Here is a 13,240-nt window from a genome sequence, read left to right as displayed (position 1 = left end):
CGCCACGACCGCGGGGCGGCATCCACCCGGATGCCGCCCCGCACGGCGTCACTTCCCGGCGGTCCCGCCGGGGCCGCCCCGGCCGGCCCAGCCGCCCGGCCCGCCGAACACGCCGGCCTCCACGGCCGAGGTGATCGCGTCGGCCTGCTCCTGGGTGAGCTTGCCGTCCTCGACCGCCTTGGCCAACCGCTCGGCCAGCGCCTCCTTGCGGTCCTCGGCGGAGCCCTTCGGCCCCCGGTCCCCGTCGGGACGCTCGCGACCCTCGCCGTCCGGGCGATCCTGCTTGCGCTGCTCGCGGAGCTTCTCCAGCGCCTCGGTCACCTTCTCGGTGGGTACGCCCAGCTCCTCGGCCAGGGCCTCGGCGAACTGCGTCCGGTGCGCGCCCGGCTCCGGCCGCTTCTCGTCCTGCTGCTCGGCGCTCGCGCTGGCGCTCGGGGTGGCCTTGTCGTCGGCGAGCGCCACCGTGGGGGCGGCGATCCCCACGCCGAGGACACCCGCGGCGGCCAGTCCGGCCAGCAGGTGCTTCTTCGAGATCGTGCGGGACATCGGTCCTCCAACTCGTCGGTGATGCGATGACGTCACCGACAGTGACCAGCCTGGCTGGGGCCGAGCCGTGGCGAACCTGTCAGCGAGCTGGCAAAGTCAGCCCAAATTTCGGTAGAACCGGACATTCAGGCGGTTCAGCGGACGGCGGGGTCGACGGTCAACGTGCCGGCGTCGGCGTCGAGGACGGCCCGGGTGCCCACCGGCACGCTGAGCTGACCGGGCCCGTGCCCGATCGGCAGCCCGCCCAGCACCGGTACGCCCAGATCGCCGAGGCGTTCGGTGAGCACGTCGGCGACCCCCACCGGCCAGCCGTCCGCGCAGTCGGTGAACTGGCCCACCGCCACCCCGGCCAGCCCCTCCAACGCGCCCGCCCGACGCAACTGGGTCAACATCCGGTCGACCTTGTACGGCGGCTCCTGCACGTCCTCCAGCAACAGCACCGCCCCGGTCAGGTCCGGCATGTCCGGGGTGCCCACCGAGGCCACCACCAGGCAGAGGTTGCCGCCCAGCAGTCGGCCGACGGCCCGGCCCGACGTGCGTACCGGGAAGGTGTCCTCGGTCTCGACCGCGCGCACGGTGACCGGTGCGGTGGTGGTCATCGCCGCGTGCAGGGACTCGGCGGAGGCCAACGGCGTGCGTTCGTCCCGCCAGGCCGCCCCCGGCCCGTGCACCCCGGCCAGTCGGGCGCCTCGCCACAGCGCCAGTTGCAGCGCGGTGATGTCGGAGAACCCGGCCACCACCTTGGGATCGCGACGCACCGCCGCCATGTCGATCGCGTCCACCACCCGCTGCGCGCCGTACCCGCCCCGGGTGCAGATCACCCCGCGTACCGTCGGGTCGCCGAAGGCGGTGTTCAGGTCGGCGGCCCGCAGCGCGTCGGTGCCGGCCAGATAGCCCTGCCGCGCATAGACGTGCGGGGCGAGCACCGGCCGCAGGCCCCAGCCGGTGAGCAGCTCGATGCCCCGGGCCACCCGTTCGGGACGGGTCGGCCCGGACGGCGAGACCAGCATCACGGTGTCGCCGGGACGCAGCGCCGGCGGGCGTACGACGTGATCGGGTGCGGTGTGGTGGGACACAGCGGCAGAGCCTAGTCCCGCGCGCCGGGTCCGTCGGGGAGACCGGATAGCCTCGACGGCGTGGCAACCGCGTTGGTGATCGAGAACGACCCGACCGACGATGCGCGACGGCTCGGCGAGTGGCTGACCGAGGCCGGTCTGGAGCTGTCGGTGACCCGCCCGCACGCGGGCGACCCGCTCCCCGCCGACCTCGACGGGTACGCCGCGCTGGTGGTGCTCGGCGGCGACCAGCAGGCCTACCCGTACCCGGACGGCAAGCCCGGCGCGCCCTGGCTGCCGGCGGTGGAGGGGCTGCTCCGCAAGGCCGTCCGGCACCGCGTCCCGACACTCGGGGTCTGCCTCGGTGCGCAACTGCTCGCCACCGCGCACGCCGGCACCGTCGAGCGCAGCACCTCCGGGCCGGAGGTGGGCCCCGCCGTGGTCGGCCGGCGCGACGCCGCCGAGAACGACCCGTTGTTCCGGTACGTCCCGCTGATCCCCGACGTGCTCCAGTGGCACACCGACGAGATCACCGAACTACCGGCCGGCGCGACGCTGCTGGCCGCCTCCACCCGCTTCCCGCACCAGGCGTTCCGCCTCGGCGACCGGGCCTGGGGCCTGCAGTTCCACATCGAGTGCGACGCCGACATGATCGCCGAGTGGGCGACCGACTCGGCGGTGCTGGCCGAGCTCGACTACGACCCGGAGCTGGTCGTCGCCGCCTGCGCCGCGGTGCTGGCCGACATCGAGGACGTTTGGCAGCCCTTCGCCGCCAGGTTCGCCGCCCTGGCCCTGGGTGAACTGGACGACAGCGGGTCGCGCCGCAGCCTGCCGCTGCTCGGGCACTGATGGGCCGCCCGAGCAACGCCACCGGCCGGCTCGCCCGGTACGGCTTCGGCATCACCGACGACGACGCCGGTGCCCGCGCCGCCGACCTGCTCGGCCCGGACGGGCTCGACCTGTGGCGCCCGCAGACCCAGGAACCCACCGGCGACCAGGCCCGGGAGCTGCTCACCGCGCTGTCCCGGGCCGCCGACCCGGACCTGGCGCTGCGCCAACTGCACCGGATGGTGGAGGCCGAGCGCCGTGCCGTGGCCGACCCGAACGGCGGCACCGGTGCGGCGGTACGCCAACGCGGCGCCGGACCGGGACGAGCCACCGCCACCGCCTCCGGCGACGGTGGCCCGGCCGCCGCCGCACCGACCGGCGGCATCGGCGTGGGGTCGCAGCTGCTGGGCGCGCTGCACGACGACCCGGGGCTGCGCCGTCGACTGATCGCCGTGCTGGGCGCCTCCTCGGCGCTGGGCGACCACCTCGTCGCCAACCCGGACCAGTGGTCGGTGCTGCGCACCGAGGCGGACGGGCTCGCACCGACCGCCGACGGGCGGCTGGACCTGACCGGCGAGGGCAACCCGGTGGCGGTGCTGCGCCGTGCGTACCGGCTGGCGTTGCTGCGGGTCGCGGCGGCCGACCTGACCGGCGGACGCGGCCTGGAGCAGACCATGGCGGCGCTCTCCACGCTGGCCGACGCCACCCTCTCCGCCGCCTACGCGACCGCCGTGGCCGAGCTGCCCGAGGGCACCCGCAAGCCCCGCCTGGGCGTGGTGGCGATGGGCAAGTGCGGCGGCGGCGAGCTGAACTACGTCTCGGACGTCGACGTGATCTTCGTGGCCGCCGAGGACGACGACCTGGCGGCGGCCACCACCGTCGCCACCCGGCTGATCCACATCTGCGGGCTGGTCGCCTGGCCGGTCGACGCCGCGCTGCGTCCCGAGGGCAACCGGGGGCCGCTGGTGCGTACCCTCGCCAGCCACCTGGCGTACTACCGGCGCTGGGCCCGCACCTGGGAGTTCCAGGCGCTGCTCAAGGCCCGTCCGGCCGCCGGTGACCTGGCGCTCGGCCGGGAGTGGATCGACGAGCTGGCGCCGCTGCTCTGGCACGCCGCCGAGCGGCCCGAGGCGGTCGAGGACGTCCGGGCCATGCGTCGGAAGATCATCGACAACATCCCGCCCAAGGAGCAGGAACGCGAGATCAAGCGCGGCCCCGGCGGCCTGCGCGACATCGAGTTCGCGGTGCAGTTGCTGCAACTGGTGCACGGCCGGGGCGACGAGTCCCTGCGCGCACCCGGCACCATCCCCACCCTGCGGGCGCTGGTCACCGGCGGCTACGTCGGCCGGGCCGACGGGGAGGCGCTGCTGCGCGGCTACCGCTTCCTGCGCGGCGTCGAGCACCGCCTGCAACTCCAGGGCCTGCGGCGCACCCACACCGTGCCGACCGAGCCGGGCGCGCTGCGTTGGCTCGCCACCGCGCTCGGCTACACCGCCACGCCGGGCCGCAGCGCCGTCGAGGAGTTCCGCGCCGAGTGGGTCACCCACGCCACCGAGGTACGCCGACTGCACGCCAAACTGCTCTACCGGCCGCTGCTGGAGTCGGTGGCCCGGGTACCCGCCGACGGCCTTCGGCTGACCCCGGAGGCGGCCCGCAACCGGCTGGAGATCCTCGGATTCGCCGACCCGGCCGGGGCCCTGCGCCACCTCCAGGCCCTCACCGGCGGGGTGAGTCGCACCGCCGCCATCCAGCGCACCCTGCTGCCGGTGCTGCTCAGCGAGTTCGCCGACGCCCCGGAACCCGACCGTGGCCTGCTCAACTACCGCCAGGTCTCCGACTCCCTCGGCAGCACCCCCTGGTATCTGCGCCTGCTGCGCGACTCCGGCCCGGTGGCCCGCCGGCTGGCCCGGGTGCTCTCCTCCTCCCGGTACGTCGCCGACCTGCTGAGCCGGGAACCCGAGTCGCTGCGACTGCTGGCCGAGGAGAGCGAACTGACCCCCCGGCCCCGTGAGGTGCTCGGCGACGGGTTCGCCGCGGCGGCGGCCCGACACACCGACCCGGTCGAGGCGATCCGGGCGGTCCGTGCGCTGCGTCGCCGGGAACTGCTCCGGCTCGCCTGCGCCGACGTGCTCAGCCGCGCCGGCTCGCTGACCCCCACCCGCCCGGACACGGACCGCTCGACGCTCGGCGACATCATCACCGTCGGCACCGCACTGGCCGCCGTCACCGACGCCACCCTGGCCGCCGCGCTGCGGACCGCCCGCGCCGCCCAGCCGCCCATGCCCGACCTGAAGTTCGCGGTGATCGGCATGGGCCGCCTCGGCGGGTACGAGTCGAACTACCTCTCCGACGCCGACGTCCTCTTCGTCTACGAGGCCCCCGAGGGCGTCGCCGAGAGCGCGGCGAGCGCCGCCGCCCACGCCATCGCCGAGGAACTGCGCCGCCTGCTCGGCATGCCGGCACCCGACCCGGCGCTCGGCGTCGACGCCGACCTGCGCCCCGAGGGCCGACAGGGGCCCCTGGTCCGCAGCCTCGCCGCCTACCAGCAGTACTACGCCCGCTGGTCCCGGGTCTGGGAGTCGCAGGCGCTGCTGCGGGCCCGCTGCGTCTGCGGCGACGCCGACCTGGGCACCCGGTTCGAGCAACTCGTCGACCCGGTCCGCTACCCGGCCGACGGCCTCACCCGGGAACAGGTCGTCGAGATCCGCCGGATCAAGGCCCGGGTGGAGACCGAACGACTTCCCCGGGGCGCCGACCCGGCCACCCACACCAAACTGGGCCGGGGCGGCCTCGCCGACGTCGAGTGGGCGGTGCAGCTGCTCCAGTTGCAGCACGCCGGTGCCCACCCGTCGCTGCGCGGCACCCGTACCCTCGACGCCCTCGTCGCCGCCCGCGACGCCGGCCTGATCGACCCGGCGGACGCCGAGGCGATGACGGCCGGCTGGACCCTGGCCGCCCAGGTCCGCAACGCCCTCATGCTGGTCCGGGGCCGGGCCGGCGACCAACTGCCCCGACACGGCGTGGAACTGGCCGGCGTGGTCCGGCTGCTCGGCCGCGACGACCCGGGCGAGTTCCTCGACGAGTACCTGCGCACCGGCCGCCGCTCCCGCACCGCCATGGAACGCGTCCTGGAGATGTAAGGAAGGGCACCTTATTAACGCCTCCGGTAGAGCAAGGGCCCCTTATTAACACCCGACGACCGCAGCGCCCGATCAACTACCGAGGGTGTACGTGCCGGCGCGCGGCACCGTGACCGTCGTCCAGCCCCCCTCGGCGGTGACGGTGGCGCCGCCGGACACGGTCAGCCACCGGCTGTGCCGCACCCGGACCGGCACCGTGCCCGCGTCCGAGGTGCGGAAGGTGACCGAGGCGCCGCCCGCGCGGACCAGTTCGGCCGGGGCACCGACCAGGGGAGTCGGGTCGGTCACCACGTACAGCCGCCAGTCGGGGTCGGACCAGACCTCAGTCAGGTACGGCAGGCCGGCGGTCACCAACTCGGCCTCGGCGCGACCGACCCAGGACAGTGGTGCGTCGGGTACCGCGACGTACTGCACGGCGTACTCGTCGAGCCAGGCCCGGTAGCTGTCGGCGGTCAGCGGTACGCCGGTGCCGGCGGCCCCGGGCACGGTGGTGAAGAAGATCGGGTTGCGGTCGATGTCCGCCTGCCGCAGCCAGCCCCGGGCCAGCGGCACGTCACCCATCCGGGCGGCCTCCCAGTAGTTGCGGGTCGGCGGCACCTCCACCCGCCCGGTCAGCCCGCGCCGGTCGAGTTCGGCGCGCAGTGGCGCGTAGTAGCTCGGCTGGCTGGTCGGGTCGCCGATGCTGCGCAGGTCGGCGGAGACCACCGGTGGCTGCCACCAGCACACCGCCGCCAGCAGCACGGCGAGCGCCACCGCCGGCACGCCCCGCCGCATTGGCCGCGCCGCCGCCTCGGGCCGCCCGGTGACCTCGGGCCGCCCGGTGACCTCGGGTCGGTCGGTGACCTCGGGTCGCCCGCTGACGTCGGGTCGGACGGCGGTGTCGGGTCGCGGCGTGACGGTGAGGTGTCGTGCCGATCGGACCAGCCAGGCGGGGGGACGGGCGGCGGCGGCCAGGACTGGCAGGGCGAACATGGTCGCCAGCCGGGTGGCGTTCAGCCCGACCGGGGTGTGCACCAGCGCCGCCGCGACCACCCCGCCCGCTGCCAGCAACGCACCCGACCACACCGGGCGGTAGCCGACCAGCACGGCCACCAGCAGGGCGGTCACCGTCGCCCGGATGGTGTCGGTCCGGCTGATGTTCATCCAGCCGCCGTCGCCGAACAGCAACGCGGTCACGCCCAACGGCACCGCCGCCGCGACCGCGACGGTCAACCCGTCGGCGTACCGACCGGACAGCAGCACGGCGACCCCGGCGAGGCCGACGAAGAGCCCGGCCACCGGACTGGCCGCCGACGCCAGCAGCGCTGCCGCCCCGGCCACCACGAGCGGTCGCCACGAGCTGCCGATGCTGGCGCCCAGGCCCCGACTTCCGGCACGAGCCGCGAGGTCGGGCACGGACGAGCCGGCCGGCGATCCGCGGCGCCAGGTGAGGGCGAGCAGGGCGGCGAGGCCGAAGGCCACCCCGAGGCCGTACGTCACCCGGCCGGAGACCAGGTTGCCGGCGATGGTGACCACCCCGACCAGGCTGCCGAGCAGCGGCCGGGGCACCCCGGTGCGGACCAGCAGCGCGGCGAAGAGGGCCGCCGCGGCGACCACCGCGATCACGCCGGTGAGGCGTACCCCGAGCAGAGCCATCACCGGCTGGGTCAGCAGGCTGTAGCCGAACTGCTGGACCCCCGCGTACCAGCGCAGGTCGACCGGGGTCGCGCCGTGGGTGGCGAAGAAGTCGGCCCGGGCCACCTGCGCCGCCAGGTCCGAACCCATCACCGGAAGGATGAGGTACGCCACACCGAGCGCCCCGGCGCACGCGGCGGCCAGCGCCACCACCCGACTGCCCCGCATGCCCACCTCCGTACCGCGCTCACGGTACTGGCAGCATGTCGGACGTGCCCCATCACCTCGTGCGCTGGACCGGACTGGCCGGATCGATCATGCTCGCCGTGGCGGCGTTCCTCGGTGGCGCCCTGCCCGACGGCGATCTGCGGCCCACTCCGCTGCGCATCTGGCAGGGGCCGTACGGACCGCTGATCATCGCGTTGTGGCTGTTCGGTACGGCCGCGATGGCGTTCGCGTGGTGGACGTTGCGGGACCGGGTGCCGTCGGCGCGCTGGGCGCTGGTCACCGCCGGGCTGTGGCTCGTGCCGTTCCTGTTCACGCCGCCGCTGGGCAGCCGGGACGCCTACGCGTACGCCTGTCAGGGGGCGAGCTTCGCCAACGGCATCAGCCCGTACGAGTACGGCGTCTCCACGTTGCCGTGTCCGTGGCTGGACACCATGTCCTTCATCTGGCGGGACACCCCGGCGCCGTACGGGCCGCTGTTCGTGGTGCTCTCCGGCGCGATCGTCGCCGCGACCGGCTCGCTGATCGCCAGCATCGCGCTGTTCCGGGTACTCGCGGTCGCCGGTGTGCTGCTGACGGCGGTGAGCCTGCCGGTGCTGGCCCGCCACTGCGGGGTACCGGTCGGCCGGGCGCTCTGGCTGGCGCTGGCCGGCCCGCTGGTGGGCGTACACCTGATCTCCGGGGTGCACAACGACGCGTTGATGGTCGGGTTCATGGTGGCCGGCCTGGCGATCGTGGTCAGTCGACCGGCCCGGCCGTGGCCGCTGCTGGCCGGTGGGATCGTGCTCGGCATGGCCGCCGGGATCAAGGTGACCGCCCTGGTGGTGGTCCCGTTCGCGGCGCTGCTCGCGATCGGTGGCGGGTTCTCCCTGCGCGGGCTGCTGCGCCACGGCACCCCCGTGGTCGGCGGCGCGGTGGCGACGCTCATCGCGGTGACCCTCGGCGCCGGGCTGAATCTCGGCTGGATCACCGGGCTGTCGCACGGCAACGAGGTGATCGCCTGGACCTCGCCGCCGACCGCCGTCGGGCAGACCGTCGGGTACGTGCTGCTGCCGTTCGGCCTGCACGTCGACGCGCTGCCGGTCACCCGGGGGATCGGCATGGTGGTGCTGGCGGCGCTGCTGGTGTGGCTGTGGTTCCGGGCACGTCACCGCGAGCCGCTCTGGCACGCCGCGCTGGCGTTGACCGCCACGGTCGCGTTGGCGCCGCTGTTCCACCCCTGGTACTGGTTCTGGCCGCTGGCGCTGCTCGCCGCCACCGCCCACCGCACCTGGTGGTTCAGCGCGGTGACGGTGTTCGCCGCGTTCCAGGTGCTGGCCGACGGCACCGGCCTGCCCCGGTACACCAAGACGGTGGGTGCGCCGCTGATGACGCTGTTCGTGATCTGGGTGGCGGTCCGCTTGGTACGGTCGGCTCGGGCGGCTCGCCGCCCGGTTCCCGTCGACTGAGGAGAAGCACGCCGGTGACCGAGACCGGCGTCCGACCCGCCTCCACCCGGGACCGCCGCGTGCGGTACGTCGGCCTGCTGGGGGCGGTGGCCCTCACCGTCTCCGCGTACGCCGGCGGCGCCCTGCCCGACAGCATCACCACCCGGGCCGGCCACCCCTTTCCGGCCGTACTGCTGTGGCTGCTCGGCACCACCGCCATGGTGGGCGCCTGGTGGACGCTGCGCGCTGGCGCCCGGTCGACCGGGTGGGCGTTACGGACCGCCGCGTTGTGGACGATGCCGCTGCTGGTCAGCGCGCCGCTGGGCAGCCGGGACGTCTACTCGTACGCCTGTCAGGGCTGGGTGTACGCCGAGGGCGGTGACCCGTACGCCACCGGTGTGGCCGAGGCGGGCTGTCCATGGCTGGACGCGGTCGCCCCGGTGTGGCGGGACACCGCCGCACCGTACGGCCCGTTCTTCGTCCTCCTCGCCGCACTCGCGGTGGTCCTCGGTGGCAGCCTGGCCGGCACGCTGGTGCTGTTGCGGGTGCTGGCGGTGTCCGGACTGCTGCTGGCCACGCTCTGCCTGCCCGGCCTGGCGCGGGCGGCGGGGGTGCCGCCTGCGCGGGCGACCTGGCTGGTGCTCGCCTGCCCACTGGTCGGCGTGCACCTGGTGTCCGGCGCGCACAACGACGCCGTGATGCTCGGTCTGCTCCTGCTCGGCCTCCTGCTGCTCGTCCGCCGCCCGACGTCGGCCGCTGGCGTATCACCGGGCGTCGCTGGGTCGTCCGGCGTCGCTGGGTCGTCGGGCGTCGCTGCTCTGCCCGGCGGTGCTGGGCTGTCGACCGGCGGGAGGACGTCCGGCGCGGGTCAGCCGTCGACCGCCAGGGTGCCGCCGGGCGTGGCTGGGTCGCCTGGCGGCGGGCTTCCGCCGGGCGTCGCGGGGTGGCCTGCGGTCGGAGCTCTGCTGGTCGCCGGGGTGCTGCTCGGCCTGGCGGTCTCGGTGAAGGCGACCGCCGTGGTGGTGCTGCCGTTCGCGGCGCTGGCGGCGGTCCGTGGCCGGTACACGGTCGCGGCCCTGCTGCGCGACGGCGGTCTGCTCGCCGCCGGTGTGCTGGGCGCGCTGCTGGTGTCCTCGCTGGTGTCCAGTCTCGGGCTGGGCTGGATCGGTGGACTGGGCAGCAGCGGCGACACCGTGCAGTGGACGTCGCCGCCGACCGCCGTCGGCATGCTCGTGGACTACCTCGGCGAAGCGGTCGGGCTGCCGCCCGTCGGTGTGCCGGTGGCCCGGATCGCGGCGCTGCTCCTGCTGGCGGTCCTGCTGGTGCTGCTCTGGTGGCGTACCTGGTCGACACTGCACGGCTCCCGCGTCACCGCACCGCCGGAGACACGGGGCGGCTTCCGTGACGCCGCGCCGCCGGAGACGTTGCACGGCTTCCGTGACGCCGCGCCATCCGGCCCGCCTGCTGCCAGCGCGACCGGCAACGGCCCGCCTGCTGCGGTCGGTGTCGGCCCGTCGACGGTGAGCGCGGGGGTGAGCCGGCGCCGTTCGGTGCTGCTCGGCGCGGGGTTGGCGTTGGCCCTCACCGTCGTCCTCGCGCCGGTGTTCCATCCCTGGTACGCGACCTGGCCGCTGGCGCTGCTCGCGCTGGCGGCGACCCGGACCACCTGGTTCCTGGTGCCCGTCGCGGCGGCGTCCTTCCTCGCCCTGCCGGACGGCACCAACGTGGCCCGACTGGTGAAGGCGCCCGGCGCGGTGGCGATGACCCTGTTGATGGTCGTCCTGGCGGTCCGGTTCCTGTCCCGGATGCGCCGGAACCGCGAGTCGCGCTGAGCCCAGTTGCCGCGAACCCGAGCCGCACGCCACTCGGCGGCCGCAGGTGGGTAGATCTGTTGTCGCTCCAGCGACAACAGATCTACCCACCTCCCACCGCGGACAACGTCAGCCCCACCGGCCGCGCCGCAATCTCTTACGACGGCCCGGCCCCTGCCCTGCCCGGCCCGGCCCCTGCCCTGCCCGGCCCGGCCCCTGCCCGGCCCGGCCCGGCCCCCGGCCCGGCCCGGCCCGGCCCCTGCCCGGCCCGGCCCGGCCCCCGCCCGGCCCGGCCCCCGCCCGGCCCGGCCCCCGCCCGGCCCGGCCCCCGCCCGGCCCGGCCCCCGCCCGGCCCGGCCCCCGTGCGGCGCGGCCCGGCCCGGCCCGGGCCCAGGCGCGGCCCGGCGCGGCCCAGGCCGGCCACCATCGGGCCACCATCTCCACCCAGGCCGGCAAACCAGCCCGCACACCAACGCCGCCCTGCGTGGCACGCACGGGCGCAGGGGCGGAGGGCACAGGGGGCGGAGGGTGCGGACAGAGAAGGCAGGTAGGGGTCAGCCGTGTGCGCCGCAGGTCGGGCAGGACGCCGCAGACGCGGGGGTGCGGCGGCGCAGGGCGACCGTGATCGGCAGCAGGGCCGGTCCGAGGAGGCCGACGACCAGGGCCGTGGCGACCATGGTCGGGTGGGTCGGGCGCGGCGCACCGCCGAGACCGTCCACCATGCCGGCCAGGATGTGCACGTTGAGCAGGCCGATCGGGGTGAGCAGGGCCACCACCGACCACTGGCCCCGCCGGTCCTGACGCATGGTCAGCCCGACGGCGAGCAGCACGGCGACCGCCAGCAGCACGCCGCCGGTGGCCGGCAGGAGTTGCTCGGCCGTCCAGCCGTACCAGCCCCAGTAGGACTGTCCGACCATGACGGAGGCGGTGGCGGCACCGCCGAGCGCCGCCACGGTCGGCAACGCCCGCACCGGCAGCGGCGACCGGGTGTCCACCGCGAGTGCCAGCGCCCCGAGGGCGAGCTGCGGCACCAGCACGGACAACGGGGGCCGACCGACGTCGGCGACCAGGCTCGCCACCGGCACCGCCGTGGTGGCCAGCACCGCCACGGTGATCCCGAGCCGGGCGGGTCGGCCCGGAGCGACGAGCAGCAGCGAAGCGGCGACCAGCCAGGTGAGCCACGCGACGATGCCGACCGAGACGAACGGCCCGAAGCTCGGGACACCCCACGCGGCCGGTGGTGGTTGCACCTCGGCGAGCGCCCAGAAGGCGGCGAGGAAGGCGGCGGTGGCCAGGGCGAGCAGGGCGGCGAGACGTACGCCGGGGACTACCTCGCCGGCCCCGGCGGCCCGGAGGCGCTGACGGAGGCCACCCCGCACGAGGTCGGCGGCGTCCGCGACCGACGGCCAGCGCCGTCCCGGATCGGCGAGGTCGAGGTACGTGCCGACGATCTCCTCGCCCCGCTCGCGGCGGTAGTCCGCCGGGTAGGCCCGCAGCAGATGCCGGTAGCGAGATTCGAGCCCGCTCATGCCAGACCACCGGCGGTACGCGGGGCCAGCGGTCGCGCCGTGCGGGCACGCAGCCGCGCGGTGGCGGCCTCGACGTTGCGCCGCAGCCGTTCGGTCTCGGCGGCCAGCGTGCTGCCTCCGGCGGGGGAGAGCCGGTAGTAGCGCCGCAGTCGACCGTCGACGGTCTCCTCGCGGTCGAGTTCCACCAGGCCGGCGTCGGTCAACCGGTCCAGTGCGCCGTAGAGGGTGCCGGGGCGCAGCGAGAGCCGTCCGTCGGAGAGGGCGGCCACCTCACCGATGATCGCGTACCCGTGCATCGGCTCTCGGGCCAGCGCGGTGAGGATGAGGGACGTCGGTTCACGTAACGGGGTGTGCGCGCCGTGAATATATCGGACGCGAAGGTATGCCGATGCCCGTAACACGCTCGGGCCGGCTCCGCGGTAGCGGAGCCGGCCCGAGCGGTGTTGATGGGTGTCAGCAGTCGAAGTACATGGCGAACTCGTGCGGGGTCGGCCGCAGACGCACCGGGTCGACCTCGTTGGCGCGTTTCCAGTCGACCCAGGTGGAGATGAGGTCGGGGGTGAAGACGCCGCCTTCGAGGAGGTAGTCGTGGTCGGCTTCGAGCGAGTCGAGCACGGCCGGTAGCGAACCGGGGACCTGCTTGACGTCGCCCCATTCCTCGGGCGGGAGGTCGTAGAGGTCCTTGTCGATGGGGGCGGGTGGTTCGATCTTGCTCTTGATGCCGTCGAGGCCGGCCATCATCATGGCGGAGAAGGCGAGGTACACGTTCGCCGACGGGTCCGGCACGCGGAACTCGACGCGCTTGGCCTTGGGGTTGCTGCCGGTGACGGGGATGCGGGTGCAGGCGGAGCGGTTGCGCTGGGAGTAGACCAGGTTGACCGGCGCTTCGTAGCCGGGCACGAGGCGGCGGTAGGAGTTGACGGTGGGGTTGGTGAAGGCCAGCAGTGACGGGGCGTGGTGCAGGAGACCACCGATGTACCAGCGGGCGGTGTCGGACAGGCCGGCGTAGCCGGTCTCGTCGTAGAAGAGGGGTTCGCCGCCGAGCCAGAGGCTTTGGTGGGTGTG

Annotated in this window: 9 protein-coding genes and 1 pseudogene; 4 read left to right on the top strand and 6 right to left on the bottom strand. The window is 74.9% G+C overall.

Translation table 11 applies throughout. The annotated features are described in order from the left end of the window. Positions 1 to 48: 48 nt before the first annotated feature. Positions 49 to 546 carry a hypothetical protein gene (locus ACIBO1_RS29270; protein WP_396752041.1) on the bottom strand — a complete coding sequence of 166 codons (498 nt, stop codon included), beginning with the start codon at positions 544 to 546 and terminating at the stop codon, positions 49 to 51. Positions 547 to 680: 134 nt separating this feature from the next. After that, the gene (locus ACIBO1_RS29265; protein WP_396752106.1) at positions 681 to 1,556 is read right to left on the bottom strand and encodes an LD-carboxypeptidase; all 876 of its coding nucleotides are present in this window, start codon (positions 1,554 to 1,556) and stop codon (positions 681 to 683) included. Positions 1,557 to 1,682: 126 nt separating this feature from the next. Here ACIBO1_RS29265 and ACIBO1_RS29260 point away from each other — a divergent pair, with 126 nt between their 5' ends. After that, positions 1,683 to 2,450: a type 1 glutamine amidotransferase gene (locus ACIBO1_RS29260; protein WP_350700664.1), complete on the top strand. Its 768-nt coding sequence runs from the start codon at positions 1,683 to 1,685 to the stop codon at positions 2,448 to 2,450. Beyond that, the gene (locus tag ACIBO1_RS29255; RefSeq protein WP_396752039.1) at positions 2,450 to 5,569 is read left to right on the top strand and encodes a bifunctional [glutamine synthetase] adenylyltransferase/[glutamine synthetase]-adenylyl-L-tyrosine phosphorylase; all 3,120 of its coding nucleotides are present in this window, start codon (positions 2,450 to 2,452) and stop codon (positions 5,567 to 5,569) included. The genes ACIBO1_RS29260 and ACIBO1_RS29255 overlap by 1 nt, the downstream gene beginning before the upstream one ends. 72 nt (positions 5,570 to 5,641) lie before the next feature. Here ACIBO1_RS29255 and ACIBO1_RS29250 read toward each other — a convergent pair whose 3' ends face one another. Further along, positions 5,642 to 7,411 carry a hypothetical protein gene (locus ACIBO1_RS29250; RefSeq protein WP_396752037.1) on the bottom strand — a complete coding sequence of 590 codons (1,770 nt, stop codon included), beginning with the start codon at positions 7,409 to 7,411 and terminating at the stop codon, positions 5,642 to 5,644. A gap of 35 nt (positions 7,412 to 7,446) precedes the next feature. Between ACIBO1_RS29250 and mptB (ACIBO1_RS29245) the strand changes: the two genes are divergently transcribed. Further along, positions 7,447 to 8,856: a polyprenol phosphomannose-dependent alpha 1,6 mannosyltransferase MptB gene (mptB, locus tag ACIBO1_RS29245; RefSeq protein ID WP_396752035.1), complete on the top strand. Its 1,410-nt coding sequence runs from the start codon at positions 7,447 to 7,449 to the stop codon at positions 8,854 to 8,856. A 14-nt stretch (positions 8,857 to 8,870) separates the two neighbouring features. Then, positions 8,871 to 10,667 (top strand): polyprenol phosphomannose-dependent alpha 1,6 mannosyltransferase MptB, encoded by a 1,797-nt coding sequence (gene mptB, locus ACIBO1_RS29240; protein ID WP_396752033.1) that lies wholly within the window; start codon positions 8,871 to 8,873, stop codon positions 10,665 to 10,667. A gap of 533 nt (positions 10,668 to 11,200) precedes the next feature. Here mptB (ACIBO1_RS29240) and ACIBO1_RS29235 read toward each other — a convergent pair. The 3 genes and pseudogenes from ACIBO1_RS29235 to ACIBO1_RS29225 all read right to left on the bottom strand — a co-directional run. Beyond that, entirely contained in the window at positions 11,201 to 12,175 is a 975-nt protein-coding gene (locus ACIBO1_RS29235; RefSeq protein WP_396752031.1) for a hypothetical protein, read from the bottom strand. Next, positions 12,172 to 12,540, bottom strand: a complete 369-nt coding sequence (locus ACIBO1_RS29230) for a PadR family transcriptional regulator (protein ID WP_396752104.1) — start codon at positions 12,538 to 12,540, stop codon at positions 12,172 to 12,174. The genes ACIBO1_RS29235 and ACIBO1_RS29230 overlap by 4 nt, the downstream gene beginning before the upstream one ends. 88 nt (positions 12,541 to 12,628) lie before the next feature. Beyond that, positions 12,629 to 13,240 (bottom strand): annotated as a pseudogene (locus ACIBO1_RS29225) (type I glutamate--ammonia ligase); the annotation flags it as partial.

Source organism: Micromonospora sp. NPDC049903 (assembly GCF_044460945.1).
Classification (GTDB): Bacteria; Actinomycetota; Actinomycetes; order Mycobacteriales; family Micromonosporaceae; genus Micromonospora.
The sequence above is the reverse complement of the archived record's forward strand: the minus strand, read 5'-3'. Positions and strand labels throughout refer to the sequence as shown.